The 26820-nt window shown below is 70.9% G+C and carries 29 protein-coding genes; 10 read left to right on the top strand and 19 right to left on the bottom strand.

Annotated features, from left to right (window positions below):
* The first annotated feature begins 28 nt into the window (after positions 1-28).
* The 3 genes from ASF38_RS15885 to hrpA are packed head-to-tail and all read left to right on the top strand — an operon-like array spanning position 29 to position 5300.
* Positions 29-928, top strand: a complete 900-nt coding sequence (locus ASF38_RS15885) for a neutral zinc metallopeptidase (protein ID WP_055968133.1) — start codon at positions 29-31, stop codon at positions 926-928.
* On the top strand, positions 925-1683 hold the full coding sequence (locus tag ASF38_RS15880) for a CPBP family intramembrane glutamic endopeptidase (RefSeq protein WP_055968129.1): 759 nt from the start codon (positions 925-927) through the stop codon (positions 1681-1683). The genes ASF38_RS15885 and ASF38_RS15880 overlap by 4 nt, the downstream gene beginning before the upstream one ends.
* A gap of 11 nt (positions 1684-1694) precedes the next feature.
* Positions 1695-5300 carry an ATP-dependent RNA helicase HrpA gene (hrpA, locus tag ASF38_RS15875; RefSeq protein WP_056577328.1) on the top strand — a complete coding sequence of 1202 codons (3606 nt, stop codon included), beginning with the start codon at positions 1695-1697 and terminating at the stop codon, positions 5298-5300.
* A gap of 63 nt (positions 5301-5363) precedes the next feature.
* Here hrpA and ASF38_RS15870 read toward each other — a convergent pair whose 3' ends face one another.
* The 4 genes from ASF38_RS15870 to ASF38_RS15855 form a co-directional block, all read right to left on the bottom strand.
* Positions 5364-5726, bottom strand: a complete 363-nt coding sequence (locus ASF38_RS15870) for an FKBP-type peptidyl-prolyl cis-trans isomerase (RefSeq protein ID WP_055968123.1) — start codon at positions 5724-5726, stop codon at positions 5364-5366.
* 53 nt (positions 5727-5779) lie between these two features.
* A complete protein-coding gene (locus ASF38_RS15865) occupies positions 5780-6241 on the bottom strand; it encodes a MarR family winged helix-turn-helix transcriptional regulator (protein WP_055968120.1) in 462 nt (153 codons plus the stop codon).
* 98 nt (positions 6242-6339) lie between these two features.
* Complete coding sequence (locus tag ASF38_RS15860; RefSeq protein WP_055968117.1) at positions 6340-7566, bottom strand: acyl-CoA dehydrogenase family protein; 1227 nt, start codon at positions 7564-7566, stop codon at positions 6340-6342.
* Positions 7567-7580: 14 nt separating this feature from the next.
* Positions 7581-8888 (bottom strand): acyl-CoA dehydrogenase family protein, encoded by a 1308-nt coding sequence (locus tag ASF38_RS15855; protein WP_235492964.1) that lies wholly within the window; start codon positions 8886-8888, stop codon positions 7581-7583.
* A 211-nt stretch (positions 8889-9099) separates the two neighbouring features.
* On the opposite strand from ASF38_RS15855, the gene def reads away from it, so the two are divergent.
* Positions 9100-9699, top strand: coding sequence for a peptide deformylase (def, locus tag ASF38_RS15850; RefSeq protein ID WP_056577325.1), 600 nt, complete (start codon positions 9100-9102; stop codon positions 9697-9699).
* Between the two features lie 19 nt (positions 9700-9718).
* On the opposite strand, the gene ASF38_RS15845 is transcribed toward def, so the two are convergent.
* The gene (locus tag ASF38_RS15845; RefSeq protein ID WP_055968106.1) at positions 9719-10522 is read right to left on the bottom strand and encodes an RNA methyltransferase; all 804 of its coding nucleotides are present in this window, start codon (positions 10520-10522) and stop codon (positions 9719-9721) included.
* Between the two features lie 85 nt (positions 10523-10607).
* On the opposite strand from ASF38_RS15845, the gene ASF38_RS15840 reads away from it, so the two are divergent.
* Complete coding sequence (locus tag ASF38_RS15840) at positions 10608-11135, top strand: YbhB/YbcL family Raf kinase inhibitor-like protein (RefSeq protein ID WP_056554583.1); 528 nt, start codon at positions 10608-10610, stop codon at positions 11133-11135.
* Positions 11136-11195: 60 nt separating this feature from the next.
* Here ASF38_RS15840 and ASF38_RS15835 read toward each other — a convergent pair whose 3' ends face one another.
* The 3 genes from ASF38_RS15835 to ASF38_RS15825 all read right to left on the bottom strand — a co-directional run bounded on the left by ASF38_RS15835 (position 11196) and on the right by ASF38_RS15825 (position 13656).
* On the bottom strand, positions 11196-12308 hold the full coding sequence (locus ASF38_RS15835) for an SPFH domain-containing protein (RefSeq protein WP_055968102.1): 1113 nt from the start codon (positions 12306-12308) through the stop codon (positions 11196-11198).
* Complete coding sequence (locus ASF38_RS15830) at positions 12305-12760, bottom strand: NfeD family protein (protein ID WP_235492963.1); 456 nt, start codon at positions 12758-12760, stop codon at positions 12305-12307. Before ASF38_RS15830 ends, ASF38_RS15835 begins: the two co-directional genes overlap by 4 nt.
* Positions 12761-12849: 89 nt before the next feature.
* Entirely contained in the window at positions 12850-13656 is an 807-nt protein-coding gene (locus tag ASF38_RS15825) for an ABC transporter ATP-binding protein (protein ID WP_056577322.1), read from the bottom strand.
* A gap of 126 nt (positions 13657-13782) precedes the next feature.
* Here ASF38_RS15825 and serB point away from each other — a divergent pair, with 126 nt between their 5' ends.
* Complete coding sequence (serB, locus tag ASF38_RS15820; protein ID WP_055968095.1) at positions 13783-15036, top strand: phosphoserine phosphatase SerB; 1254 nt, start codon at positions 13783-13785, stop codon at positions 15034-15036.
* 13 nt (positions 15037-15049) lie between these two features.
* Here the strand turns inward: serB and ASF38_RS15815 are convergent, their stop codons facing one another.
* Entirely contained in the window at positions 15050-15265 is a 216-nt protein-coding gene (locus ASF38_RS15815; protein WP_055968093.1) for a dodecin, read from the bottom strand.
* Positions 15266-15318: 53 nt separating this feature from the next.
* Between ASF38_RS15815 and ASF38_RS15810 the strand changes: the two genes are divergently transcribed.
* Genes ASF38_RS15810 through ASF38_RS15800 form a run of 3 tightly spaced genes read left to right on the top strand, consistent with a single transcriptional unit; the run spans position 15319 to position 16535 of the window.
* The gene (locus ASF38_RS15810) at positions 15319-15705 is read left to right on the top strand and encodes a DUF3099 domain-containing protein (RefSeq protein WP_055968090.1); all 387 of its coding nucleotides are present in this window, start codon (positions 15319-15321) and stop codon (positions 15703-15705) included.
* Positions 15698-15907, top strand: a complete 210-nt coding sequence (locus tag ASF38_RS15805) for a hypothetical protein (protein WP_055968088.1) — start codon at positions 15698-15700, stop codon at positions 15905-15907. Before ASF38_RS15810 ends, ASF38_RS15805 begins: the two co-directional genes overlap by 8 nt.
* Before the next feature lie 28 nt (positions 15908-15935).
* Positions 15936-16535, top strand: a complete 600-nt coding sequence (locus ASF38_RS15800) for a hypothetical protein (RefSeq protein ID WP_056577319.1) — start codon at positions 15936-15938, stop codon at positions 16533-16535.
* Positions 16536-16565: 30 nt separating this feature from the next.
* Here the strand turns inward: ASF38_RS15800 and moaA are convergent, their stop codons facing one another.
* Complete coding sequence (gene moaA, locus ASF38_RS15795; protein ID WP_055968082.1) at positions 16566-17552, bottom strand: GTP 3',8-cyclase MoaA; 987 nt, start codon at positions 17550-17552, stop codon at positions 16566-16568.
* Positions 17553-17621: 69 nt separating this feature from the next.
* On the opposite strand from moaA, the gene ASF38_RS15790 reads away from it, so the two are divergent.
* Positions 17622-18392, top strand: a complete 771-nt coding sequence (locus ASF38_RS15790) for an SURF1 family protein (protein WP_056554577.1) — start codon at positions 17622-17624, stop codon at positions 18390-18392.
* Here the strand turns inward: ASF38_RS15790 and ASF38_RS15785 are convergent.
* The 9 genes from ASF38_RS15785 to ASF38_RS15745 all read right to left on the bottom strand — a co-directional run bounded on the left by ASF38_RS15785 (position 18365) and on the right by ASF38_RS15745 (position 26786).
* The gene (locus tag ASF38_RS15785) at positions 18365-19963 is read right to left on the bottom strand and encodes an ABC-F family ATP-binding cassette domain-containing protein (protein WP_055968076.1); all 1599 of its coding nucleotides are present in this window, start codon (positions 19961-19963) and stop codon (positions 18365-18367) included. The genes ASF38_RS15790 and ASF38_RS15785 overlap by 28 nt on opposite strands.
* Positions 19964-20193: 230 nt before the next feature.
* Positions 20194-20568, bottom strand: a complete 375-nt coding sequence (locus ASF38_RS15780; RefSeq protein ID WP_055968071.1) for a metal-sulfur cluster assembly factor — start codon at positions 20566-20568, stop codon at positions 20194-20196.
* Positions 20565-21026 (bottom strand): Fe-S cluster assembly sulfur transfer protein SufU, encoded by a 462-nt coding sequence (gene sufU / locus ASF38_RS15775; RefSeq protein ID WP_055968068.1) that lies wholly within the window; start codon positions 21024-21026, stop codon positions 20565-20567. Before sufU ends, ASF38_RS15780 begins: the two co-directional genes overlap by 4 nt.
* Before the next feature lie 3 nt (positions 21027-21029).
* Positions 21030-22316, bottom strand: a complete 1287-nt coding sequence (locus ASF38_RS15770) for a cysteine desulfurase (RefSeq protein ID WP_304438664.1) — start codon at positions 22314-22316, stop codon at positions 21030-21032.
* An 8-nt stretch (positions 22317-22324) separates the two neighbouring features.
* A complete protein-coding gene (sufC, locus tag ASF38_RS15765; RefSeq protein WP_055968063.1) occupies positions 22325-23086 on the bottom strand; it encodes a Fe-S cluster assembly ATPase SufC in 762 nt (253 codons plus the stop codon).
* 5 nt (positions 23087-23091) lie between these two features.
* A complete protein-coding gene (locus tag ASF38_RS15760; protein ID WP_055968598.1) occupies positions 23092-23445 on the bottom strand; it encodes a non-heme iron oxygenase ferredoxin subunit in 354 nt (117 codons plus the stop codon).
* 4 nt (positions 23446-23449) lie between these two features.
* Positions 23450-24670: a Fe-S cluster assembly protein SufD gene (sufD, locus tag ASF38_RS15755; RefSeq protein WP_056577316.1), complete on the bottom strand. Its 1221-nt coding sequence runs from the start codon at positions 24668-24670 to the stop codon at positions 23450-23452.
* A complete protein-coding gene (gene sufB / locus ASF38_RS15750; RefSeq protein ID WP_055968058.1) occupies positions 24667-26091 on the bottom strand; it encodes a Fe-S cluster assembly protein SufB in 1425 nt (474 codons plus the stop codon). The genes sufD and sufB overlap by 4 nt, the downstream gene beginning before the upstream one ends.
* On the bottom strand, positions 26088-26786 hold the full coding sequence (locus tag ASF38_RS15745; protein ID WP_055968055.1) for a metalloregulator ArsR/SmtB family transcription factor: 699 nt from the start codon (positions 26784-26786) through the stop codon (positions 26088-26090). Before ASF38_RS15745 ends, sufB begins: the two co-directional genes overlap by 4 nt.
* Between the last annotated feature and the right edge of the window lie 34 nt (positions 26787-26820).

Raw genomic sequence — 26820 nt, 5'->3', positions numbered from 1 at the left:
CGCTGATCACGCTGCGTAGACTTCTGCCATGAGCTTCAACGAGGGCGCTCGCCTCGACACCAGCCAGGTCACCGGGGGCCGGGCCCGCGGCGGGGCGGTCATCGGCGGGGGTGTCGGCGGCATCGTCGTCCTGCTCATCGGTCTCTTCTTCGGCGTCGACCTGAGCAGCGTCACGGGAGGGTCGAGCAACCCGTTCGACACCAGCCAGGTCGCCGCCCAGGGCGAGGAGTCCACCGAGGACTTCAGCCAGTGCCGGACCGGCGCCGACGCCAACCGCGACGACACCTGCCGGATCATCGGCACCGTCAACAGCGTCCAGGACTACTGGAACGACGCCCTCCCCGCCGACGTCGGCCGTCAGTACCGAGCGGCGCAGACGGTCATCTACTCCGGGAGCACGCAGTCCGCGTGCGGCACCGCCTCGAACCAGACGGGGCCGTTCTACTGCCCGTCCGACGAGCGCGTCTACATGGACGCGACCTTCTTCGAGCTGCTCTCGAGCCGCTTCGGGGCCGACGACGGCGCGCTGGCGCAGGAGTACGTGGTGGCGCACGAGTACGGCCACCACGTGCAGCACGTCCTCGGCCTGCTCGGACGCGCGCAGGAGGGCAGCGGAGCGACCGGTGGCGGGGTGCGGGTCGAGCTCATGGCCGACTGCCTCGCCGGGGTGTGGGCCCACCACGCCGCGACCACCGAGGACGCGGACGGCAACACCCTGCTGAAGCCACTCACGCAGGCCGACGTCCGGTCGGCGCTGTCGGCCGCTGCCGCCGTCGGTGACGACCACATCCAGCAGTCCTCGGGCGCCACGGTGAACCCCGACTCCTGGACGCACGGCTCGAGCGAGCAGCGCCAGCGCTGGTTCCTGCGGGGCTACGAGGGCGGTACCGCCAACCAGTGCGACACCTTCGCCACCGACGACCTGTGACCGCGGCGCACACCCCGGGCCGCTCGCGCATCCGGGCCGAGGTCTGGCTGGTCCTGGGGCTGTCCCTCGGACAGTCCGCGGTGTACGCGGTGCTCAGCCTGGTGGCCGCCCTGACCCGCGGGCCGCTGCGCGACGCGACCGCCACCCTCAACTCCTCGCGCAGCGACCGCGAGTGGCTGGACGTGACCTACCAGCTGCTCGGGATCGGCTTCGCGCTCGTCCCCGTCGCGCTCGCCCTCTTCCTGCTCGCCGGTGACGGCCCGGGCGTGCTGCGCAGGCTGGGGCTCACCGGCAGCAGCCGACGTCGCGTGGTGGCCGAGGGCATCGGCCTGACGGCCGTCATCGGGCTCCCCGGCATCGGGCTCTACCTGGCAGGACGTGCGCTGGGCGTGACCGCCGAGGTGCTCACCGTCCCCGAGAACGTGTACTGGTGGACGGCGATCGTGCTCGTCCTGGCCGCCTTCCAGAACGGCGTGCTGGAGGAGGTCGTCATGGTCGGCTACCTCTTCACCCGGCTCCGCCAGCTCGGCTGGGGCCCCTGGGCCGTCATCTGGACGAGCGCCGTGATCCGCGGCAGCTACCACCTCTACCAGGGCTTCGGCCAGGGCCTCGGCAACCTCGTCATGGGACTGGTGTTCGGCTACTGGTACCACCGGACCCGCCGCCTCGCGCCCCTCGTGGTCGCCCACACGCTGCTCGACGTGTTCGCCTTCGTCGGTGTCCTGCTGCTCGGCGACCGGCTGGGACTCCGTTGATGGGCGGGGGGATGAAGATCGAGGTCGCTCCCGGCCTGCCGATCGCGGACCGGGCCGACGACATCGCCCAGGCCCTGCGTGACCACCAGGTCGTGGTCGTCGCCGGGGAGACCGGGTCGGGCAAGACCACGCAGCTGCCGAAGATCGCGCGGCTCCTCGGCCGCGAACGCATCGTGCACACGCAGCCCCGACGGATCGCGGCCCGCTCGGTGGCGGCCCGCATCGCGCAGGAGTGCGAGGTCGAGCTGGGCCAGGAGGTGGGCTACGCCGTCCGGTTCGACGACCGCACGAGCGGCGAGACGCAGATCCGGCTGGTCACGGACGGCCTGCTGCTGAGCGAGATCCACCACGACCGTGACCTGCGCCGCTACGACACCGTCATCGTCGACGAGGCCCACGAGCGCAGCCTCGCCATCGACTTCCTGCTGGGGTACCTCAAGCAGCTGCTCCCCCGTCGTCCCGACCTGAAGGTCGTGGTCACCTCGGCGACGATCGACGTCGGTCGGTTCTCGGCGATGTTCGACGACGCACCGGTCGTCGAGGTCAGTGGCCGCACGTACCCGGTGGAGGTGCGGTACCGCCCCCTCACCGATCCCGACGACGGCATGCTCGACGGGATCACCGCGGCCATCTCCGAGCTCCCCCGCGAGGGCGACGTGCTGGTCTTCCTGTCCGGGGAGCGCGAGATCCGCGACGCCGCGGCGCACCTCGAGGGTCTGCGCTGGCGCCAGACGGAGATCCTGCCGCTCTACGGGCGGCTGGCGGCCCAGGACCAGGCCAAGATCTTCGCCTCGCACCCGGGGCGTCGCATCGTGCTGGCGACGAACGTGGCGGAGACGTCGCTGACGGTGCCGGGCATCCGCTACGTGGTCGACACCGGCTACGCCCGCATCTCCCGCTACAGCCAGCGGCTGAAGGTCCAGCGGCTGCCGATCGAGCCGGTCTCGCGGGCCAGCGCGGCCCAGCGCGCCGGACGGTGCGGTCGTGTGGCGGACGGCATCTGCATCCGGCTCTACGCCGAGGACGACCACGACGGGCGGCCCGAGTACACCGACCCGGAGATCCTGCGCACCAACCTCGCATCCGTCCTGCTGCAGATGGCCGCCCTCGACCTCGGCGACGTCGAGGACTTCCCGTTCCTCGACCCGCCGGACCGCCGTGCCGTCGGGGACGGACGCGCGCTGCTGGCCGAGCTCGGCGCGCTGCAGGAGGGCCGGGACGGACGCCCGCGCCTGTCACGGCTCGGGCGGACGATGTCGCGCCTGCCGACCGACCCTCGCATGGCACGCATGCTCCTGGCCGCGGACCGCCAGGGCTGCCTCGCCGACGTGCTGGTGATCGTCGCCGGACTGTCCATCCAGGACCCGCGCGAGCGACCGGCCGAGCACCAGGCACGGGCCGACCAGCTGCACGCCCGCTTCCGCAGCCCCGACTCGGACTTCCTGTCCTGGCTCGTGCTCTGGGAGTACGTGCGCGAGCGACGTGACGAGCTCAGCAGCAGCGCGTTCCGGCGCCTGTGCCGCGACGAGCTGCTGCACTACCTGCGGATCCGCGAGTGGCAGGACGTGCACGCCCAGCTGCGCCGCACCGTCCGCGACCTCGGGATGAAGCCCGGGAAGGTGGGCGCCGACCCCGCCGACGTGCACCGTGCCCTGCTCACCGGCCTGCTGTCCCACGTGGGCGTGCGTCAGGAGGACTCCAAGGAGTTCCTCGGCGCACGCGGCGCACGCTTCATGGTGTTCCCAGGCTCCGCGCTCGCGCGCAAGCCTCCGCGCTGGGTGGTGGCCGGCGAGTTGGTCGAGACCGGACGTCTGTGGGGGCGCACCGTGGCCCGCGTCGAGCCGGAGTGGGTGGAGAAGGCCGCACCGCACCTGGTCAAGCGCCAGTACGCGGAGCCGCACTGGTCGGCACGCCGCGGTGCGGCCATGGCCAAGGAGCGGGTCACTCTCTACGGGATCCCGCTCGTCGTCGATCGGCTGGTCCCCCTCGGTCGCCACGACCCGGTCCTGGCGCGCGAGCTGTTCGTCCGGCACGCGCTGGTGCAGGGCGAGTGGCGCACGCATCACGGGTTCGTGAAGCGCAACGCCGAGCGCATCGAGGCCGCGGAGGCCGTCGAGGACCGCGTGCGGCGACGTGGGCTGCGGGTCGACGACGAGACCCTCTTCGCGTTCTACGACGAACGGGTCCCGGCCGACGTCGTCTCGGTGCGGCACTTCGACGCGTGGTGGAAGAAGACCTCGCGCGAGACCCCGGACCTGCTCGACCTCGACCCGGACTCGCTCCTGGCCGACGTCGGCGACCTGGAGCGGGACTTCCCCACCACGTGGACGTCGCAGTCGGCCGAGTACCAGGTGTCCTACGCCTTCGAGCCCGGCAGCGACACCGACGGCGTGATCGTCGACGTCCCGGTCGACGCGCTGCTGTCGGTGGACCCGGCCGAGTTCCTGTGGAACGTGCCCGGACACCGCGACGAGCTGGTGGTCGCGCTCGTCCGCTCGTTGCCGAAGCGTCTGCGCCGCGAGCTCGTGCCGGTCCCGGACCACGCCGCTGCGCTGGTCGAGGTGCTGGACCCCTCGGGTGGCCCGCTCCTGGAGCAGCTGGTGCGCGGCATCCGGCAGCGCACGGGCACCCTCGTCACGCCCGACGACTTCGACCTCTCAGCCGTCCCCGAGCACCTGCTGGTCACGTTCCGCGTGGTCGACGACGGCGCCGAGATCGCGCGGGGTCGTGACCTGGAGGCGCTGCGGGCCGAGCTGAGCGACGTCGTGCGTCGCGACCTCGAGCAGGTGGCCGCCGCGGCCGAGCGCACGGGCATCACGTCGTGGGACGTCGGCACGATCGAGCGCACCGTTCCCGCGGGCCAGGTGACTGGCTACCCCGCGCTGGTCGACGCCGGTGCCTCGGTGACGCTCACGGTGCTCGACACCGAGGCAGAGCAGCACGTGGCCATGGTGCGCGCCCAGGCACGGCTGCTGGCCCTGGGCACACCCACGACCACGCCGTCGCTCGGTCGCACCCTCGACCTTCGCCAGAAGCTGTTGCTCGCCTCCTCCCCGTACCGGGACGCCGCGGCCGTGCTCGACGACTGCCGCCTCGCGGCACTCGACGACCTGGTGACCCGGCACGGTGGCCCGGTGTGGGACGAGGCCGCGTTCGCGGCGCTGCGCGAGAAGGCCCGGTCCGAGGTGCACGACGCGACCGCCGCGGTGCTCCGCGACGTGCTGCGCGCCCTCGAGAAGCTCGCCCAGGTGCAGCCCCAGGGTCCGGGCGAGGCCGCGGAGGACGTGCGGGTGCAGCTCAGCTGGCTCGTCCACCCGGGGTTCGTCCGCGAGCTCGGGGTCGGCCAGGTGCGGCGTCTGCACGTCTACCTCGAGGCGGCACGGCGTCGGCTGGCCACTCCTGCGAACGAGCAGCTGCTGCGCGTGCAGGAGCTCGAGGCCGAGTTCCACGACCGGACCGACGGGCTCGGCGACCTGCGTCGGCACGCTGCCGACGTCGAGGAGGTGCGCTGGGCGCTCGAGGAGCTGCGCGTGAGCGTCGTGGCGCAGAACCTCGGGACGTCCCGGCCGGTCTCGGTCAAGCGGCTGCGGCGCATGCTCGACGACCTCGCCGTCTGACGACGACGCCCCGCGACCGAGGTGGTCGCGGGGCGTCGTGGTGGATCGGGTGGGGACGGGCGGTCAGCCGACGCCCATCAGGTCGATGACGAACACGAGGGTCTTGCCCGACAGGCGGTGGCCGCCACCGGCGGGACCGTAGGCGAGCTCGGGCGGGCACACGAGCTGGCGGCGTCCGCCGACCTTCATGCCGGGGATGCCCTGCTGCCAGGCGCCGATGAGGCTCGTGAGCGGGAAGCGCGCGGACTGGCCGCGGTCCCAGGAGGCGTCGAACTGCTCACCGGTGTCGAACTCGACGCCGACGTAGTGCACGTCGACGACGCCGCCGGGCGTCGCCTCCGCGCCGTCGCCGACGACGATGTCCTTGATCTGCAGCTCTGTGGGCGCGGGGCCCTCGATGAAGTCCACTTCAGGCTTGGAGGTCATGCCGTCGATCCTCGCACACCGTGCCAGCGCCGCTGCGCGGTCCCGTGGGACGGTCAGTCCTCCACGCCGAGGGCGTCGTTGAGCCGGCCCAGGAGCTGTGCGAAGGTGCGCAGCTCGGTGGGCTCCCAGTGCTCCAAAGCGGCCGCGAGGCGGGCGTGGCTGTTCTCGCGGTAGGCGTCGACGCGGCGCGTGGCCTCCGGCGTCGCCTTCAGCACGTGGGCGCGCCCGTCCTCGGGGTGCGGCGTGCGGTCGACCAGCTGCATCGTCTCCAGCAGTCGGACCGCGCGGCTCACCGTCGACTTGTGCACGTGCAGCGAGTCCGCGAGCTCGGAGGCTCGCACCCCCTCGCCCTCGCCCGTGCCGGCGTCGACGACGGCGAGCAGCAGCACGAAGGTGCTGTAGTCGAGCTCCTCGTGGATCGAGGCCAGGTTGCGCAGCGAGCGCGCACGGACCTGCCGTACCAGCCGTGTCAGCTGGTAGTCGACGTCGAAGTCCGGCGGCAGCTCCCGATCCATGCGCACATCCTAGGTGGGGGTCCTACCGCGGCCTCCCCCGCACACGCCGAGGCCCCGTCACCGCGGTGACGGGGCCTCGGACCCGGGGACGTCGGGTCTCAGCGCAGCTGGGACGACGTGAGGTTCAGCAGTCGTCGAGCGACGATGAGCTGCTGGATCTGCTGCGTGCCCTCGAAGATGTCGAGGATCTTGGAGTCGCGCGACCACTTCTCGAGCAGCTCGGTCTCGCCGTAGCCCAGGGTGCCGGCGAGCTCGACGCAGCGCAGCGTGATCTCGTTGCCGACCCGACCGGCCTTGGCCTTGGACATGGAGGCCTCCATGGAGTTCGGCTTGCGGTTGTCCGCCAGCCAGGCCGCCTCGAGGGTCAGGAGCAGCGCCGCCTCGTAGTCGGCCTCCATCTGCAGGAAGGTCGCCGCCGCGTAGGACTGCGACGTCGCGGGACGGTCGTAGTCGACGACCACGCCCGCATCCTCGAGGAGCTCGCGGGTGAGCTCCAGCGCGGCCCGCGTGACGCCGACGGCCATCCCGGCCACGAGCGGCCGGGTGTTGTCGAAGGTCGCCATCGCACCGGCGAAGCCCTGCTTGGTGTCGATCTCCTCGTTGCCGAGGATGTTCGCGGCCGGCACACGGCAGTTGTCGAGCACGATGACGGCCGTGTCGGACGCCCGGATGCCGAGCTTGTGCTCGAGACGCTCGACCCGGATGCCGGGCAGGGTCTTCGGCACCACGAAGCTCTTGATCGCCGCGCGACCGAGCTTGGGGTCGAGCGTGGCCCACACGACCACGGAGTCGGCCCGTTCGCCGGAGGTCACGTAGATCTTCTCGCCGTTGAGGACGTACTCGTCGCCGTCCTTGATCGCCGTGGTGCGGATGGCCGCGGAGTCCGATCCGCAGCCCGGCTCGGTGATCGCCATGGCCGCCCACGTGCCCTTGAACTTCTCGAGCTGCTCGTCGGTCGCGACGGAGGCGATGGCGGAGTTGCCCAGGCCCTGGCGCGGCATCGACAGCAGGAGTCCGACGTCGCCCCAGCACATCTCGATGACGGAGAGGACCGACGAGAGGTTGGTGCCGTTCTTGACGGCGTTCTTGCCCTTGCCCTTGATCTCCTCGTCCTCGGTGCGGCGGACGCCGGCCGCACCGGCGCCCTGGCCCTGGCCGGAGTCGCCCATGCCGTCGATCAGCGAGGCGAGCAGGTCGAGCTCCTTGGGGTAGGAGTGCTCGGCGAGGTCGTACTTGCGGGAGTTGGCGCGCAGGAAGTTGTCGGCGACCTCGTGGGCCTGCTGGACGAACCCGCGGAACTTCTTGGGGGTGTCGAGATTGATCATGATGTGGTCCGCCCTCAGACGAGGACTGCTCCTTCCAGGACTGCGACGGCCCGCAGGTCGCGGTACCACCGCTCCACCGGGTGCTCCTTGACGAAGCCGTGCCCACCGAGCAGCTGGACGCCGTCGGTGCCGATCTTCATGCCGTACTCGCTCGCCAGGCGGCGGGCGAGGGCGATCTCGCGGGAGGCGTCGCGACCCTGCTCGGCGCGCGAGGCGGCCTTCAGCGTCACGAGGCGCATGCCCTCGAGCTCGATCGCGATGTTCGCCACCATGAAGGCGACGGCCTGACGGTGGGCGATCGGCTCGCCGAACGCCTCGCGGGTCTTCACGTACTCCTTGACGTAGTCGAGCACCGCGCGTCCGGTGCCGACGGCCAGGGCCGCCCACGCGAGGCGGGAGAGCCGGACGCACTCGCGGTAGTCGTCGGTCGAGCCGAGCAGCGCCGTCTCGGGGACGACGACGCCGTCGAGGCGCAGGCGGGTGAGCCCGGCCGCACGCAGACCCATGGAGGGGTCCGCGGCCAGCGAGATCCCGCTGGTGCCGGACTCCACGACGAACAGCCGCGGACTGCCGTCGAGGACGGCCCCCACGACGAACAGCTCGGCCTCGGTGCCGCGCACCACGCCGGACTTGATGCCGTCGAGGCGGTAGCCGCCGTCGGTCGCGGTCGCCGTCGTCTGCAGCTCGAACGGGTCGAACAGCGTGCGCGCCTCGGCGATCGCGAGGGCGGCCGCCGGGACGTCGTCGCCGGTGAAGGCCGGCAGGTACGTCTGCTGCTGCTCGTCCGTGCCCCACAGGGAGATGGCCGTGGCGACGGAGGCGGGCGCGAGGCACGCGACGGCCTGGCCCATGTCGCCGTAGGCGAGCGCCTCGTTGACGAGCACGCCCGTGACGGCCGAGCGCTCTTCGGAGAGCCCGCCGAGGGACTCGGGGACGTTCAGCAGCGTGAGGCCGAACTCGGTGGTCTGGTCGAGCACCTCCTTCGGGGTGTCGTCGGCGTTCTCGGCGGCCTCGGCACCGGGGCGCAGGACCTCGGACGCGAACTCGCCGATGACGTCGACCATCATCTGCTGGTCCTCGGTGGGCGTCAGGTCGAACAGACCGCTGTCGCTCGTGGCGTCGAGGCGCTTCGGCTTGCCCGAGCCCTTGACCCGCTTGAACGTGCGGTTGGCGTTGGCCGCGACCTGGAAGCCGGACTTGGCGCCCTGGTAGACGGCGCGCTCGGTGGCCTTGCGCAGGCCGAGCTTGTCGATGGCCGGTGAGCTCGCGATGCGGTTGAGCACCGCAAGACCGATGCCCATGGGGTCTGGTCGGTTCGCCACGGGGTCTCCTTGACAGGGACGAAGGGTGGATCGGGTCGAGAGGGTTTCCCGCCCAGGACGGCTGGGGATGGTGCTGGTGGGGGTCGTGCCGGTGGTGCTGCGTCCGACCGTACTGTAACTGTGAGTTGCAGTACGACGTAGTGATCGTATCCGACGTCACAGGTCGGAGTCCACGCATCGGCGCCAGTGGGTCCGCGATACGTTGTGACGCGTGGCATCGCACCCCTCTTCCCGTCCACTGCCCGACGGCGGCACCGTCCTGCCGATCACCCGGTGGGGCACGCCGGTCATGCACCACGAGCTGAAGGACGTCACCGAGTTCGACGACGCCCTCGCCACGCTCGTGCGTGACATGACCGCGACCATGCACGCCGCGAACGGCGTCGGTCTCGCCGCCAACCAGGTGGGCGTCGACCTCAAGGTGTTCGTCTTCGACTGTCCGGACGACGACGACGTGCGCGTCACGGGCGTCGTGGTGAACCCGGTGCTCACGCTGCCCGCCACGGCGGACCGCAACCTCGACACCGCGGACGAGGGGTGTCTCTCGCTCCCGGGAGCCTTCACGGAGTGCTCGCGTCCCGACGTCGCGAGCGTGACCGGGTTCGACGAGACCGGCCGGCCGGTGGAGTTCCACGGCACCGGGCTGCTCGCCCGCTGCCTGCAGCACGAGACCGACCACCTGTTCGGCACGGTCTTCGGCGACCGTGTGCCGGCCAAGGCGCGCAAGAGGCTCCACAAGCGGCACGACGAGCTCGCCGAGGCCTACCCCGACGACTGGCCGGTCACCCCGGCGTCGATCGAGGAGGACTGACCGCTCCCCCGTCGGTCCGTCACCGACCGCGCAGGTGCCAGCACGCCACGGCCACGGACGTCGCCACGTTCAGGCTGTCGATGCCGGCCGCCATCGGGATCGTCACGCGCACGTCGCTGCTGCGTTGCCAGTGCGCCGTCAGCCCCGGGCCCTCGGAGCCCACGACGAGCGCGAGCCGTTCGGGCACCTCGTGCACGTCCTCGAGCGAGACCGCGTCGTCGGCGAGCGTCATGGCGTAGGTCGTGAAGCCGTGCTCGGCGAGCAGGGCCGGCGTGGCGTACCAGTCGTCCGCACGGGCGTGGGGCACCGAGAACACCGCACCCATGGCCACCTTCACGGCGCGTCGGTAGAACGGGTCCGCGCACCGCGGCGAGAGCAGCACGGCGTCGAAGCCGAGAGCGGCCGCGACCCGGAAGACCGCTCCGACGTTGGTGTGGTCGACGAGGTCCTCCAGCACCACGACGCGGTGGGCGGCGGCCAGCACGACCTCGGGCGAGAGGGGTGCGGGTCGACGGATCGCGGCCAGGGCCCCGCGGTGCACGTGGAATCCCGTGACCTGCTCGATCCGCTTCTCGTCCATGACGAAGCACGGCGCGTCACTCGCGTCGAGCACGTCGGCGAGACCGTCGAGCCAGCGTGGTGCCATGAGGAACGACGCGGCCTCGTGCCCGGCCTCGTGGGCTCGGCGCACGACCTTCTCCCCCTCCGCGAGGTAGATGCCGTGCTCGCTCTCGTGCGCCAGCCGCATCTGCACGTCCCGCAGGTCCAGGTAGTCGCCGAGACGGGGGTCGTCGAGGTCCTCGACGTGCTCGATCCTGGCCACCGCACCACCCTAGGCCGTGCGCCCCGCCCCGATCGCCCCGCACGACCGCCCTGCACGACCGGGGGGTCGTCGCTAGCGTGGAGGCATGAGCCTCGAACGCCCCGTCACCCCCGACCCCTACCCGCTGCTCCCGGCCGCCGCGCCCTTCACCGTCACCAGCGACGACGTGACCGACGGCGCCCCGCTGAAGGACGACCAGGTCAACGCGCACGGCGACACCTCGCCCCAGCTCTCGTGGAGCGGTGCGCCCGAGGGCACGCAGTCGTTCGTCGTCACGTGCTTCGACCCCGACGCGCCTATCGTCTCGGGCTTCTGGCACTGGACGGTCGTCGACGTCCCCGCCGACGTCACGTCGCTGCCTGCCGGCGCCGGCGCCGACGACGCCTCGCTCCCGGAGGGCGCCTTCCACGTGCGCAACGACGGCGGGACCAAGGCCTTCATGGGTGCGGCCCCGCCCGAGGGTGACCAGCCGCACCGCTACTACTTCGTGGTGCACGCGGTCGGTGAGCCGACTCTGGGCGTCGACGGCGACGCCTCCCCCGCCGTCGTCGGCTTCAACCTGGCCTTCAAGACGCTTGGTCGCGCCATCCTGCACGGCACGTACCAGCACTGACACCGACGACGACGGCCCCGGAGCGAGGTGCTCCGGGGCCGTCGTCGTGCTGCGTGTCCGTCAGGACGTCGGGGTGGGGGGATCCGCCGGGGGCTCGTCGCCACCGAACGTCGGGACGTCGGGCTCCTTGGACGGGCTGACGCCGGGCTTCTCGGCGGCCCGTGCGGCCTCGAGTGCCGCCTGGACGGCCGCCTCGGTGCCCGAGGACGAGGTCCCCGTCTCGATCGGCTCGTCGAGGTCGACCCGCTTCTTGCTGCCGCCGCCGTCGACGGGCACGGTGCCGACCGTCCCGCCGAGGGTGCCGAGCGCCTTGGTGAGCTCGGCCGGGATGATCCAGGTGGAGGCGTTCTCGCCACTCGCGATCTTCGGCAGGGTCTGCAGGTACTGGTACGAGAGCAGCTTCTGGTCGGGGTTGCCGTCGTGGATCGCCTGGAAGACGGTCTCGATGGCCCGGCCCTCGCCCTGCGCGGTGAGGATGGCCGCCTGCTTCTCGCCCTCGGCCGAGAGGATCGAGGCCTGCTTCTGGCCCTCGGCCGTGAGGATGGCGGCCTGCTTCTGGCCCTCGGCCGACAGGATCCGGCTCTGGCGGTCACCCTCGGCGGTCAGGATCGCGGCGCGCTTGTCACGCTCGGCTCGCATCTGCTTCTCCATGGCGTCGATGATCGACGGCGGCGGGTCGATGCCCTTGAGCTCCACGCGGTTCACGCGGATGCCCCACTTGCCGGTGGCGCCGTCGAGCTCGCCGCGCAGGCCGGAGTTGATCTGGTCGCGGCTCGTCAGGGCGTGCTCCAGGCTCATGCCACCGATGATGTTGCGCAGCGTGGTCATGGTCAGCTGCTCGATGGCCTGGATGTAGTGGGCGATCTCGTAGGTCGCGGCCACCGGGTCGGTGACCTGGAAGTAGATGACGGTGTCGATCGAGACCGTCAGGTTGTCCTCGGTGATGACCGGCTGCGGCGGGAACGACACGACCTGCTCACGCAGGTCGATCATGTAGCGCACCTTGTCGATGAAGGGCATGACGATGTTGAGGCCGGCCGTCAGGGTGGTGCGGTACTTGCCGAACCGCTCCACGATGCCGGCTCGGGCCTGCGGGACGATCTTGACCGTCATCGACACGACGACGACGGCGAGGATCGCCAGCAGGACCAGGAAGATGGTCAAGGCGGTCATGCGGTGGGCTCCTTCGAGGTGATGACGGCGGTGGCACCGTCGATGCTGGTCACGACGACCTCGGCGCCCGGCTCGAGCTCCCGGTCGTCGGTGGTGCGGGCCGACCACACCTCGCTGGCGAGGGTGATGCGACCGCCGAACGGGCCGACCGGCTCGAGCACGACGCCGGTGCGGCCCACGAGGGCGTGATGGCCCGTGGTCAGGGTGGGCCCGGCGTGCAGACGTGCGACGATCGGCGGCCGGGCCAGGAAGAGCAGCCCGACGGACACGACACCGAACAGCAGCATGGCCACCCAGAAGGGCGCCCCCACCGCTGCGGCGACGGCTGCGGCCAGCGCGCCGAGGGCGAACATCAGCAGGACGAGGTCGAGGCTGAGCAGCTCGGCCACGGCGAGCAGCACCGCGATCCCGACCCAGGTCACCCAGGCGTTGTCCGTCATCCACTCGATCATCGGTGCCCTCCTGTCGTCGGGGCGGCCCGTCGATCCTGGACCTGGCCCCCCACCGGGTGCGTCACGCTACCAGTCGGATCGCCGTGCAATCACCGCAACGCACGGCGCCCGTACTGGGCGCGACGCGCGGCGTACCGGCCGTCGACGTGGTCGAGCTCGAGGCGCATGCCGAAGGTGTGTCCGAGGGACTCGGCGGTGAGGACCTGCTCGAGCGGGCCGGCGTCGACGATCCTGCCGTCGCGCAGCAGCAGCACGTGCGTGAAGCCCTGCGGGATCTCCTCCACGTGGTGGGACACCATGACGAGCACGGGCGCGCCCTCGGTCGAGGAGAGCAGGTCCAGGCTCGCCAGCAGGTCCTCGCGCGCTCCGAGGTCCAGGCCCGCGCCCGGCTCGTCGAGCAGGAGCAGCTCGGGGTCGGTCATGAGCGCGCGGGCGATCAACGTGCGCTTGCGCTCACCCTCCGACAACGTGCCGAAGGTGCGGTCGGCGAGCCGGGTGATGCCGAGCTCGCCCATGATCTGGTGCGCGCGGGTCAGGTCGTCCTCGTCGTAGGACTCGTTCCCCCGGCCGGTGACCGCGTGCGCGGCGGACACCACGACGTCCTCGACGCGCTCGGCGGGAGGAATGCGGTCGGCGATCGCCGTGGCGCTGTGCCCGATGCGGGTCCGCAGGTCGAACACGTCGGTCTGGCCGAGACGCTGCCCGAGGATCTCCGCGGTGCCGGAGGTGGGGTGCAGGTGGGCGCCGACGACCTGCAGGAGCGTGCTCTTGCCCGCCCCGTTGGGGCCCAGGACGACCCAGCGCTCGTCCTCGCCCACCGTCCAGGACACGTCGTCGAGCAGGACCTTGCCAGGCCTCACCACGCTCACCGAGTCGAGCTGGAACGCGGTGGCCATGAGTGGGTCTCCTGCACTGTTCTCGCCGGCGGTCGGCCGCGGCCGTTCGTCCTCGGCCGCGATGCGTCCAACCTATCGCGACGTCCCATGCGCCGAGGCGGCGGCCGGACGATAGCCTCGTGCTCGATGACGCCCCATGTGCCAGCCGTGCACCTGACCTCGCCGACCTTGCTCGTGACGCTCACCGGCCCCGACCGCAGCGGCGTCTCGACCCGGCTCTTCGCGTGCCTGGAGCCGTTCGACGTCGAGGTCGTCGACGTCGAGCAGCTGGTCGTGCGAGGACGCCTGGTGCTGAGCGTCCTCGTCTCGTTGGCGAGCGAGGCGGCAGGGAACGAGCCAGTGGAACAGGACCCCGCACCCATGGAGCGGTCCTTGCGTGAGGTGGCCGCCGAGCTCGGCATGGACGTCGAGCTCGAGCACGGGGTGGGTGACAACCGCCCGCGCCGCGTCGGGCGAAGCCAGGTGACGGTGCTCGGCCACCCGCTGCGGCCGGCTGCCATGACGGCCCTGACCAGCCGGATCAAGGCCGCCGACGGGAACATCGACCGCATCCTGCGCCTCGCCCGCTACCCGGTGACCGCCCTGCGGCTCGAGGTCTCGGGCGCCGACCCCGACGTGCTGCAGGCCGACCTGGCGGCCGCTGCGTACGAGCACGGCGTCGACATCGCGGTCGAGGAGCGCGGGATCCTGCGCCATGCCCAACGGCTGGTCGTCATGGACGTGGACTCCACGCTGATCCAGGGCGAGGTCATCGAGATGCTGGCCGAGCACGCGGGGTGCGCCGACGAGGTCGCCGCCGTCACCGAGTCGGCCATGCGCGGCGAGATCGACTTCGAGGAGTCGCTGCGTCAGCGCGTCGCGCGTCTGGAGGGCGTGCCCGCCTCGGCTCTCGAGGAGGTCCACGCCGCGCTCACCTACACGCCGGGCGCGCGCACGATGATCCGGAGCCTCAAGCGACTGGGCTACCGCTTCGCCCTCGTGAGCGGCGGCTTCACGCAGATCATCGAGTGGATCGCCGCGGACCTCGGCATCGACTACGTGGCGGCCAACGAGCTCGAGATCGTCGACGGGCGCCTCACCGGCCGGGTCGTCGGCCGGGTGGTCGACCGCGCCGGGAAGGCCGAGGCACTGCGACGCTTCGCCGCGGAGGCGCGGATCGGCATCAAGAACACCGTCGCCGTGGGCGACGGCGCCAACGACCTCGACATGCTGGCGGCCGCGGGCCTCGGCATCGCGTTCAACGCCAAGCCCGTCGTGCGTGACCAGGCACGCACGTCGGTCAACTCGCCGTACCTCGACTCCATCGTCTACCTGCTCGGCATCACGCGCGAGGAGGTCGAGGCCGCCGACGCGGACGAGGACCACGCCGACGGCTCCTGAAGGGTCTCGGACCTTACTCGTCGTCCTCGAGCCGGAACCCGATCTTCATCGTCACCTGGTAGTGGGAGACGGACGTGTCGGTGATCTGGCCGCGGATGCCCTCGACCTCGAACCAGTCGAGGTGGCGCAGCGTCCTTCCGGCCCGCTCGATGCCGTTCTCGATGGCCTCGGTGACGCCGTCCGGGGAGGTGCCGACGATCTCGGTCACGCGGTAGGTGCGGTTGCTCATGGGGACATCATGCCTGCCCGGCGGGACGACCGGGACCGACGTACGCTGGAGGAGTGAACCAGACACCGTCGGACTCCTCGTCAGCAGGCCCAGGACAGCGCCGCGGTGATGCTGCCCAGCGCCGCGACGAGGCGGCCGAGCGCCGCGGTGAGCAGGTCTACTCCATCACGTCGGCGAGCACGGGCCACAGCGACGAGCTCGGCGCACGCGAGCTGCGGTACGCGCTGAGCATGGGCTTCCGCACGCTGTGCTTCATCGGCGGCGTCCTGGTCTGGAACCACGTGCTGTGGCTCGGCGTCCTATTGTTCGTCGGTGCGGTCTTCCTGCCGTACACCTCGGTCATCCTCGCCAACGCCGGCGTGCGCAGCAAGGCCGACGGGAGCGACCTGATGAAGCCGTCCCCGTTCGGCGAGATCGGCGACGGCGCCCCGCGTGAGTGAGGAGCTGATCTGCTCGTCCAAGGGATGCACGGCCGCAGCGGTGCACCGGATCGAGTGGAACAACCCGAAGATCCACACGCCGGACCGGCGCAAGACCTGGTTGGCGTGCGACGAGCACGAGCCGACGCTGAGGTCGTTCCTGTCGGCGCGCGACTTCTACCGCGACACGCTGCCGCTGCAGGACGACGTCACCCCCGGGTGACCCGCTGCACGTCGCCTAGGGTCGGAGCATGCGTCCGCTCCCCCACCGTGCCGCGGCCCTGCTGCTGATCGCCGCCCTCGCCGCCGGGTGCGGCGGCGACGACGATCCCGCAGCCGCGCCGACGTCGCCCGGCACGTCGTCCGCCGCTCCGTCGCAGACCTCGAGCCCCGGAGCGGGAGAGCCGCTCGGCTCCCCGGTCGTTCCCGAGGGGCAGGACCCGCAGGACTTCCGCGCCGAGGTCGCACTGGACGACGGCGCGCGGGTGGCCGCCTACCTGGTCGCCGGGACCGGTCTGGTGGTCCAGGTGCGGCCCGCCGGCCAGGACGACTGGAGCGCACCGGCCACGCTCGTCGAGTCGTCCGAGGACCCGTGCCAGGGCGTCGAGCTGCAGCAGGCCGGCGGCACGGTGGCCCTGACCGCCGGGTTCGGCCTCTACTGCTACGACGGCGAGCCCCCGCAGCAGGTCGTGGCCGCGGCGCTCGCGGGCGTCACCGACGTGTGGGACGTGCGCACGATCGACGACGTCGACGACTTCGAGTCGGTGACGGTGGCCGGCGACGGCAGCCGCGTCGACTTCGACGGGTCGGGCGGCACGATCACCTGGACGAAGGGCCGCGGCTTCGACTGAGTCGTCCGATCCCTGGTCGCTCGTGCTGCTTCAGCCGCCGATCGACGACATCGGTCGCGTCGGCTGCAGGAAGGTCGGGTCGTCGATCCCGTGCCCGGGCCGCTTGCCCCACATGGCCTCCGACCACCGCCGCGCCAGCTCCTCGTCGTCGGCGCCGTCGCGCAGCGGGCCCCGCAGGTCCGACTCCTCGCGGGCGAACAGACAGGTGCGCACCTGGCCGTCGGCCGTGAGCCGCACGCGGTTGCACTCCGAGCAGAACGGGCGGGTGACCGAGCCGATGATGCCGACCGTGTGAGGGCCGCCGTCGACGAGGAAGCGCTCCGCCGGAGCGCTCCCGCGTCCGTCGAGCGGCGTGAGCGTGACGTGCTCGGACAGTCGTGTGAGGATCTCGTCGGCCGTGATCATCCGGCTGCGGTCCCAGCCGTGCTGGGCGTCCAGCGGCATCTGCTCGATGAAGCGCAGGTGGTAGTCCCGCTCCATGGCCCAGCGGAGCAGCTCGGGACCCTCGTCCTCGTTGAGGCCCCGCAGCAGCACGGCGTTGATCTTGACCGGTGCGAGACCGGCCTCGGCCGCGGCCTCCAGGCCGGCCACCACGTCGCGGAACCGGTCGCGCAGGGTGATCTTCGAGAACATCTCGGGGTCGGTGGTGTCGAGGCTGACGTTGACCCGGTCGAGCCCGGCGGCGGCAAGGGCCTTCGCCGTGCGGGTCAGGCCGAGGGCGTTCGTCGTGATCGCGGTGCGCGGCGAGCCGGGCATGGCCTTGGTGGCGGCGATGATCGAGGCGAGGCCGCGTCGCAGCAGCGGCTCGCCGCCGGTGAAGCGCACGTCGGTGACGCCGAGCCTGGTCACCGCGACGTGGATGAGGCGCACGACCTCGTCGTCGGTGAGCACCTCCGCGGTGGGCATCCAGTCGAGCCCCTCGGCCGGCATGCAGTACTGGCAGCGCAGGTTGCACCGGTCGGTGAGCGAGACGCGCAGGTCCGTGGCCACACGTCCGTGCCGATCACCGAGGTCCATCGCTCCATCCTAGGGTTCGCAGCCCAGCCCTGCCGGTGGGCGTTCGGTCCGCCCGGCTAGGTTCGGGTCGTGCGGTTCCTGCTCACACCCCGATGGATCGGGTTCTTCCTCGCCGTGCTGGCTCTCGCGGTCGTCTGCGTGCTCATGGGCGACTGGCAGTGGCACAAGCGCGAGGTGCGCCACGCCTCCAACGAGCTCGTCGAGAAGCACCTCGCGATCGACCCCGTCCCGCTCGACGAGGTGGTCCCGGCCGGTGGGAAGGTCGCGAAGGACCAGGAGTGGACCCGGGTCCTCGTGGAGGGCCGGTACGACCCGACGTCCCAGGTCACGGTGAAGTTCCGCACCCGTGACGGCCGGCCCGGTGCCGAGGTCGTCACGCCGCTCCTGCTCGACGACGGGACGGCCGTCCTGGTCGACCGCGGCTGGGTGCCGACCGCGAACACCTCGGCCGCCCCCGAGGACGTCCCTGCGCCCCCCACGGGCCGGGTGGAGGTCGAGGGCTGGCTGCGTCCGGACAACGGCGCCGGCGACGAGGCCGTGGTGCCCGTGGACGGACAGGTCCGGTCGATCTCGAGCGTCGGCGTGGGCAGCACGCTGCCGTACCCGGTCCGCTCGGGCTACCTGAACCTGCGCGGCCAGACCGGTGGGACCGGGGGCCTGGAGCTGGAGCCGGAGCCCGATCTCGGCGGCGGGCCGCACTTCTTCTACGGCCTGCAGTGGTGGTTCTTCGCCGCACTGGCGATCGGCGGCTTCGGCTGGTTCGCCCGCGCCGAGTGGCTCGAACGGCGCCGGCCCGATGCCAGGACCGACGATCAGGCCAGGGACACGAGCTCGGCGTAGCCGTCGTTCCAGAGGTCCTCGTCGCCGTCGGGCAGCAGCAGCACCCGGTCGGGGTCGAGCGCGCGGACGGCACCCTCGTCGTGCGACACGAGGACGATCGCGCCCTCGTAGCGGCGGATCGCGTCGAGCACCTCCTCGCGGGACGCGGGGTCGAGGTTGTTCGTCGGCTCGTCCAGCAGCAGCACGTTGGCGCTCGAGACGATGAGGCCGGCGAGGGCCAGTCGCGTCCGCTCGCCACCGGACAGGACCCGGGCGGGCTTCGCGGTGTCGTCGCCGGAGAACAGGAAGGCGCCCAGCACGCTGCGTGCCTGGGTGTCGGTCAGCTCCGGAGCCGTCCGCTGCATGTTCTCGAGGACCGTGCGGTCCATGTCGAGCGTCTCGTGCTCCTGCGCGAAGTACCCGATCTTCAGTCCGTGGCCCGGCAGGATCTTGCCGGTGTCGGACTCCAGGGTCCCGGCGAGCATGCGCAGCAGCGTGGTCTTGCCGGCACCGTTGAGGCCGAGCACGACGACGCGGCTGCCCTTGTCGATCGCCAGGTCGACGCCGGCGAAGATCTCGAGCGCGCCGTAGGACTTGCTGAGCCCCTCGGCCATGAGCGGGGTCTTGCCGCACGCGGCCGGCTTCGGGAAGTCGATCTTGGCGACCTTGTCGGCCTGGCGCACGTCGTCGAGGCCCGACATCATCTGCTCGGCGCGGCGCAGCATCTGCTGGGCCGCGGTGGCCTTGCTGGCCTTGGCCCGCATCCGGTTGCCCTGGGCGACGAGTCGCTCGGCGGTCTTGGTGGTGATCTCGCGCTCCCGCTTGCGACGGGCCTCGTCGGCCTCGCGCTGGCGCAGGTAGTGCTTCCACCCGGTGTTGTAGATGTCGATCGTGGCGCGGTTCGCGTCGAGGTAGAACACCTTGTTCACGGTCTCCTCGACCAGCTCGACGTCGTGGCTGATGATGACCAGCCCGCCGGAGAACGTCTTGAGGAAGCCGCGCAGCCACGTGACGGAGTCCGCGTCGAGGTGGTTGGTCGGCTCGTCCAGCAGCAGGGTGTCGGCGTCGCTGAACAGGATCCGCGCGAGCTCGATGCGTCGACGCTGACCGCCCGACAAGGTCTGGAGCTGCTGGTCCAGGACGCGGTCGGGAAGGCCGAGCGCGTTCGAGATGGTCGCAGCCTCCGCCTCGGCCGCGTAGCCGCCTCCGGCGGAGAACACGTCCTGCGCACGGCCGTAGAGCTTCATGGCGCGCTCGGCGACGTCGGGATCGGCCGAACCCATGTCCAGCTCGGCCTTGCGCATCGTGGAGAGCGCCTCGTCGAGACCACGGGCACCCAGGATGCGGTCACGTGCGGTGATCGACAGGTCGCCGGACTTCGGGTCCTGCGGCAGGTATCCGATCTTGCCGGAGCTGGTGATGGAGCCCTCGGCGGGCTGGCCGTCACCCGAGAGCATCCGCGTGAGGGTGGTCTTGCCGGCGCCGTTGCGCCCGACCAGACCGACCTTGTCGCCCTTGTCGACGCGGAAGGAGACGTTCTGCATGAGGACGCGGGCGCCGAAGCGCAGCGTCACGTCGTGGACGGTGATCATGGGGAGCCTTACAGGTCAGAGGGAGTGCGAGAACGCCGGACGTGGTCCGGTCGTCACTCCCGCTGGTAGTAGCTCACCCGAGGAGTCTACGGCGTCGGTCCGGCACTGCGGCATGGTGAGGACGTGACATGCATGACCCCGACCCCGACCACGGGCCGAGCGAAGCGAGGCTGGCGCCCGGGCGCGGTGAGGAACGAACCGCCGGTGCCGCGAGGAACGAGCGGTGCGCCTCAGCCGACGTTGAAGCCGAGCGCGCGGAGCATCTCGCGGCCGTCGTCGGTGATCTTGTCCGGACCCCACGGCGGCATCCAGACCCACTCGATGCGGAAGTCGTTGACGATCCCGTCGAGGGCGGCGCGCGTCTGGTCCTCGATCACGTCGGTCAGCGGGCAGGCGGCCGAGGTGAGCGTCATGGAGAGCACGGTGTTGCTGTGCTCGTCGACGTCGGCGCCGTAGACGAGGCCGAGGTCGACCACGTTGATCCCGAGCTCGGGGTCGACGACGTCCTTCATGGCCTCCAGCACGTCCTCGGCCGTGGTGGCACCGGCCGGCGCGGACACGTCGGGCAGGTCGGAGTGGTCAGGGGTGGTGACGGGGTCGCTCATGCGTCCTCCTGCGTGATGAGAGCTTGGCTGGTGGCGTCCTTGAACGCCATCCACGAGAGCAGCGCGCACTTGACGCGTGCCGGGAACTGGGCGACACCGGCGAAGGCGATGCCGTCCTCGAGCACGTCCTCGTCGGGCTCGACGGCACCCTTGCCCTGCATGAGGGCCTGGAACGCGTCGAGCACGGCGAGGGCGTCGTCGACGGGCTTGCCGACCACGAGGTCGTTCATCACCGAGGCCGAGGCCTGGCTGATGGAGCAGCCGACGGCGTCGTAGGACACGTCGGTGACGGTGCTGCCGTCGAGGTGGACCCGCAGCGTGACCTCGTCACCGCAGGTGGGGTTGACGTGGTGCACCTGGGACTCGAACGGGTCACGAAGTCCTGCGCCGTGCTTCTGCTTGTAGTGGTCGAGGATGATCTCCTGGTACAGCGAGTCGACCTGTGTGGCGTCGCTCATGGGTCACCGCCCTCCGAAGTAGCGCTGGGTGTGCCGGACCGCGTCGACGAGCGCGTCGACCTCGGCCTCGGTCGTGTACAGGTAGAACGACGCGCGGGTCGTCGACTGGACACCGAACCTCTGGTGCGCCGGCTTGGCGCAGTGGTGCCCGGCGCGGACCGCAACGCCACGGGAGTCGAGCAGCTGGGCGACGTCGTGGGGGTGCACGTCGTCGAGGGTGAAGCTGATCGCTCCCCCACGCTGCACCGCCTCGGTGGGACCGACGACGGTGAGGCCGTCGACCTCCTGCAGCCGCTGCAGCGCGTACGCCGTGATCGCCTGCTCGTGCGCAGCCACGTTCTCCATGCCGAGGGACGACAGGTAGTCGACCGCGGCACCGAGGCCGACCGCCTGGGCGATCGGCGGCGTGCCGGCCTCGAAGCGGTGCGGCGGAGCGGCGAACGTCGAGCCGGCCATCGTGACCGTCTCGATCATCTCGCCGCCGCCGAGGAACGGGGGAAGCGAGGCGAGCAGGTCGTAGCGGCCCCACAGGACGCCGATGCCGGTGGGCCCGACCATCTTGTGGCCGGTGAAGACCACGAGGTCGGCCCCGAGCGCGGCGACGTCGACCGGCATCTGCGGCACCGCCTGCGAGGCGTCGACCACGACGAGGGCACCCACCTCGTGGGCGCGGGCGACGACGCGCTCGACGGGGTTGATGGTGCCGAGCATGTTCGAGACCCACGTGAGCGAGACGACCTTGGTGCGCTCGGTGACGAGCGACTCGAGGTCGTCGAGGTCGAGGCGACCCTCGTCGGTGACGCCGAACCAGCGCAGCGTGGCGCCGGTGCGCTGGGTGAGCTGCTGCCACGGAACGATGTTGGAGTGGTGCTCCATCTCGGTGATGACGACCTCGTCGCCCTCCCCGACACCGTGCTCGTGCCCCGGACCGGCGTCGCCGAGCACGCGCGCCACCAGGTTGAGGGCCTCGGACGCGTTCTTGGTGAACACGACCTCCTCGCGACGGGGCGCTCCGATGAAGTCGGCCACCTTCGTGCGACCGAGCTCGAACGCCTCGCTCGCCTCGGCACCCAGCTGGTGCATGGCGCGGGCGACGTTGGCGTTGTGCTGCAGGTAGTGCTGCTCGATGGCGTCGACGACCTGGCGCGGCTTCTGCGACGTGTTGGCGCTGTCGAGGTACACCAGCGGAAGACCGCCGGCGAGTGTGCGCTCGAGGATCGGGAAGTCCTTGCGGACCGCCTCGACGTCGTAGCCCGCACCGTTCGCCACCGAGGACACGGCAGTGCTCACCGTCATGCTCAGACCGCCGCGGCCTTCACGTACTTGTCGTAGCCCTCGGCCTCGAGCTGGTCGGCCAGCTCGCGGCCGCCGGACTCGGCCAGGCGGCCGGCGACGAAGACGTGCACGTGGTCGGGCTTGATGTACTGCAGGATGCGCGTGTAGTGCGTGATGAGCAGCAGCCCGCGGTCGCCCTGGCCGGTGTACCGGTTGACGCCGTCGGAGACGACCCGCAGGGCGTCGATGTCGAGTCCGGAGTCGGTCTCGTCGAGCACGGCGAACTTCGGGTTGAGCAGCTCCAGCTGGGCGATCTCGTGGCGCTTCTTCTCACCACCGGAGAAGCCCTCGTTGACGCTGCGCTGCGCGAACGTCGGGTCGAGCGTGACGCGCTCCAGGGCGGCGTTGACGTCCTTGACCCACGTGCGCAGCTTGGGAGCCTCGCCGTCGATGGCGGTCTTGGCGGTACGCAGGAAGTTCGCGACCGACACGCCCGGGACCTCCACGGGGTACTGCATGGCCAGGAACAGCCCGGCCCGCGCACGCTCGTCGACGCTGAGCTCGAGGATGTTCTCGCCGTCGAGCAGCACCTCGCCCTCGGTGACGGTGTACTTGGGGTGACCGGCGATCGAGTAGGCCAGCGTGGACTTGCCCGAGCCGTTCGGGCCCATGATCGCGTGGACCTCGCCGCTGTTGATCGTGAGGTCGACGCCGCGGAGGATCTCCTTGTCGCCCTCCTCGGTCTTGACGGTGACGTGCAGGTTCTTGATCTCGAGGGTGCTCATGTGGTTCAGCTCCTGGTGGGGGCGGAGACGTCGACGAGGACGCGTCCGTCGGTGATGGTCGTGGGGTAGGTGGGCACGGCCTCGGTGGCCGGCAGGTTCAGGGGCGAGCCGGTGCGCACGTCGAACCGCGACCCGTGCAGCCAGCACTCGATCTCACAGCCCTCCACCTCCCCCTCGGAGAGAGGGATGGCGGCGTGCGAGCACTCGTCGCGGATGGCGTAGACGTCGTCGCCGTCGCGCACGAGGGCGATGTCGACGCCGTCGACGGTCACCGGGGTCGCCGTCCCCTCGACGAGGACGTCGAGGGGTGCGGCGAACCGCGGTCCGCCGACCTGCTGGTCGGTCTGCTGCTCGCTCATCGGCTCAGGCACCGGCCTCGGTCGGGGCCTCCGGGCGGCGGTCCAGCTTCGACAGGTCCGCACCGGACAGCTCGTCCTCGATGGCCGCGACGAGCCGCTCCTGCAGCTCGGGCACACCGATCCGACGGATGATGTCGTTGAAGAACCCGTGGACGACGAGACGACGGGCCTCGGACTCCTCGATCCCCCGGCTCTGCAGGTAGAACAGGTGGTTGTCGTCGAAGCGACCCGTGGTGCTGGCGTGACCGGCACCGGCGATGTCACCGGTCTCGATCTCCAGGTTCGGCACGGAGTCGGCCTTGGCGCCGTCGGTCAGGACGAGGTTGTCGTTCTGCTCGAAGGTGTCGATGCCCTCGGCGACCTTGCGGATCAGCACGTTGCCGACCCACACCGTGTGGGCGTCCTGGCCCTGCAGCGCGCCCTTGTACTCGACGTTGCTGCGCGTGCGGGGCGCCGTGTGGTCGATGAACTGGCGGTGCTCGATGTGCTGGCCGGCGTCGGCGAAGTACACGCCGAGCAGCTCGGCGCTGCCGCCGGGACCGGCGTAGTCGACGTTGACGTTGGTGCGCACGAGGTCTCCGCCGAGGGAGATCTCGAAGGCGCGCACCGAGGCGTCGCGCCCGACCCGCACGTTGTACTGGCCGGCGTGGACGGCGTCGTCGGCCCAGTCGTTGACCGTGACGAGGTCGAGCGACCCGCCGTCGGCGACCACGACCTGCGTGAACGCGTCGTACGTGGCGCTGCCGGCGTGGTCCATGACGACCGTGGCCCTGGCGTGCGCGCCGACCCGGACCACGACGTGGCCCCACACCGTGGACTCGACCGAGTCACCGGTGAGCCGCAGACGCACCGGCTCGCTGAGCTCGGTGTCGGCGGGGACGTCGAGCAGCACCGCTCCCCCGGCGTTGGCCACGGCCAGCGCACCCAGACGGTCGAACGGGGCGTTCACGGCGAGCGCCTGCGCCTCCTGCGTGCTGATGCGGGTGAGCCTGACGCCCTCGGGCAGCTGCTCGTCCCACGTGAGCGACGCGTCGGACGGCGAGCCCTCGAGCAGACCGCGCAGCCGCTTGAGCGGCGTGAAGCGCCAGATCTCCTCGAGACCCGTCGGCACCGGGTGCGTGGCGACGTCGTAGGACGGGACAGGGTGCAGGTGAGACTGGACGTGGTCGAGCTCCAGCGCCTGCTCGATGTTCTCGACCGTGCGGTCGGTGTCGGTGAGGGTCATCCGACGGCTCCCTCCATCTGCAGCTCGATGAGACGGTTCAGCTCGAGCGCGTACTCCATGGGGAGCTCGCGCGCGATGGGCTCGACGAAGCCGCGGACGATCATCGCCATGGCCTCGTCCTCCTCCATGCCACGCTGCATGAAGTAGAAGAGCTGGTCGTCGCTGACCTTCGAGACGGTGGCCTCGTGCCCGAGCGTCACGTCGTCCTCGCGGACGTCGACGTACGGGTAGGTGTCGGAACGGCTGATCTGGTCGACCAGCAGCGCGTCGCACTTGACGGTGCTGGCCGAGCCGTGCGCGCCCTCCATGACCTGCAGCAGGCCGCGGTAGGAGGTGCGACCGCCACCGCGTGCCACCGACTTGCTCAGGATCGAGCTCGACGTGTGCGGCGCGGCGTGCACCATCTTGGCGCCGGCGTCCTGGTGCTGACCCTCGCCGGCGAAGGCGATGGACAGCGTCTCGCCGCGGGCGTGCTCGCCCATCAGGTAGACGGCCGGGTACTTCATGGTGACCTTGGAGCCGATGTTGCCGTCGACCCATTCCATCGTGGCGCCGGCCTCGCAGACCGCGCGCTTGGTGACCAGGTTGTACACGTTGTTCGACCAGTTCTGGATCGTCGTGTACCGGACGCGGGCGCCCTTCTTGACGACGATCTCCACGACGGCCGAGTGCAGCGAGTCGCTGGAGTAGATCGGCGCGGTGCAGCCCTCGACGTAGTGGACGTAGGAGTCCTCGTCGGCGATGATCAGCGTCCGCTCGAACTGGCCCATGTTCTCGGTGTTGATCCGGAAGTAGGCCTGCAGCGGGATGTCGACGTGGACGCCCTTGGGCACGTAGATGAACGAGCCGCCGGACCACACGGCCGTGTTGAGCGCCGAGAACTTGTTGTCACCGACGGGGATGACGGTGCCGAAGTACTCCTCGAAGAGCTCGGGGTGCTCCTTCAGCGCGGTGTCGGTGTCGAGGAAGAGGACGCCCTTCTCCTCGAGGTCCTCGCGGATCGAGTGGTAGACGACCTCGGACTCGTACTGCGCGGCGACGCCGGAGACGAGACGCTGCTTCTCGGCCTCGGGGATGCCGAGCCGGTCGTACGTGTTCTTGATGTCCTCGGGCAGGTCGTCCCAGGTGGCGGCCTGCTTCTCCGTGGACCGCACGAAGTACTTGATGTTGTCGAAGTCGATGCCGTCGAGCTCGGCGCCCCAGACGGGCATGGGCTTGCGGCCGAACAGGCGCAGGCCCTTGAGTCGCTGCGCGAGCATCCACTCGGGCTCGTCCTTGAGGCCGGAGATGTTGCGCACGACCTCCTCGGACAGACCGCGCTGGACGTTCGCGCCCTTGTCGTCGGCGTCGGACCAGCCGAACTCGTAGCGTCCGACGTCCTTGAGCCCGGGGTTGAGCTCTTCGATCGAGTTGGTCGTCATGACGACACCCTCTCTGTGGTGGGACCAGTGGCTTGGGAAGGGGGATGGGGCAGGTGGGTCGTGCACACGCCGTCGCCGTGGGCGATGGTGGCGAGCCGCTGCACGTGCGAGCCGAGCAGCTCGGCGAACATCGCCGTCTCGGCCTCGCACAGCTGGGGGAACTCCGCCGCCACGTGCGCGACCGGGCAGTGGTGCTGGCAGATCTGGGCGCCGGCGGGCGTGGTGCCGGCCGACGCGGCGAAGCCGTCGGCGCTGAGCGCCTCGGCCAGCACGCGGGGGCGCTCGTCGACCGGCGCGGCGTCGACGAGGGGGCGGTACTTCTCGGTGAGACCACGCAGACGTCGTGCGGCGAACTCGACGACCGCGCCGTCACCGGCGGTCTCGGCGAGGAAGCCGAGGGCGTCGACCGCGAGGTCGTCGTAGGCGTGCGCGAACGTGTCGCGGCCGGCATCGGTGATCATGAAGACCTTGGCCGGACGACCCCGCCCACGGCCCGTGGTGGCACGGGGCTGGCGCTGGGCGACGACCCCGTCGGCCAGGAGGAGGTCGAGGTGGCGACGCACGGCTGCGGGCGTGAGCCCGAGGCGCCGTGCGAGGTCCGCAGCGGTCGACGGACCGTGCTCCAGGATCGACGTCGCCACGCGTTCGCGCGTGGGGGCGTCATCGACGACTGCCGACATCTCCTCCGCACGCATGTATTTCACAACACCAGTGTGCCGTTAATGATTC

The sequence above is a fragment of the Aeromicrobium sp. Leaf272 genome (assembly GCF_001422865.1).
Classification (GTDB): Bacteria; Actinomycetota; Actinomycetes; order Propionibacteriales; family Nocardioidaceae; genus Aeromicrobium.
Note: the sequence above shows the minus strand (reverse complement) of the source record. Positions and strands in the feature narration are given on the sequence as shown.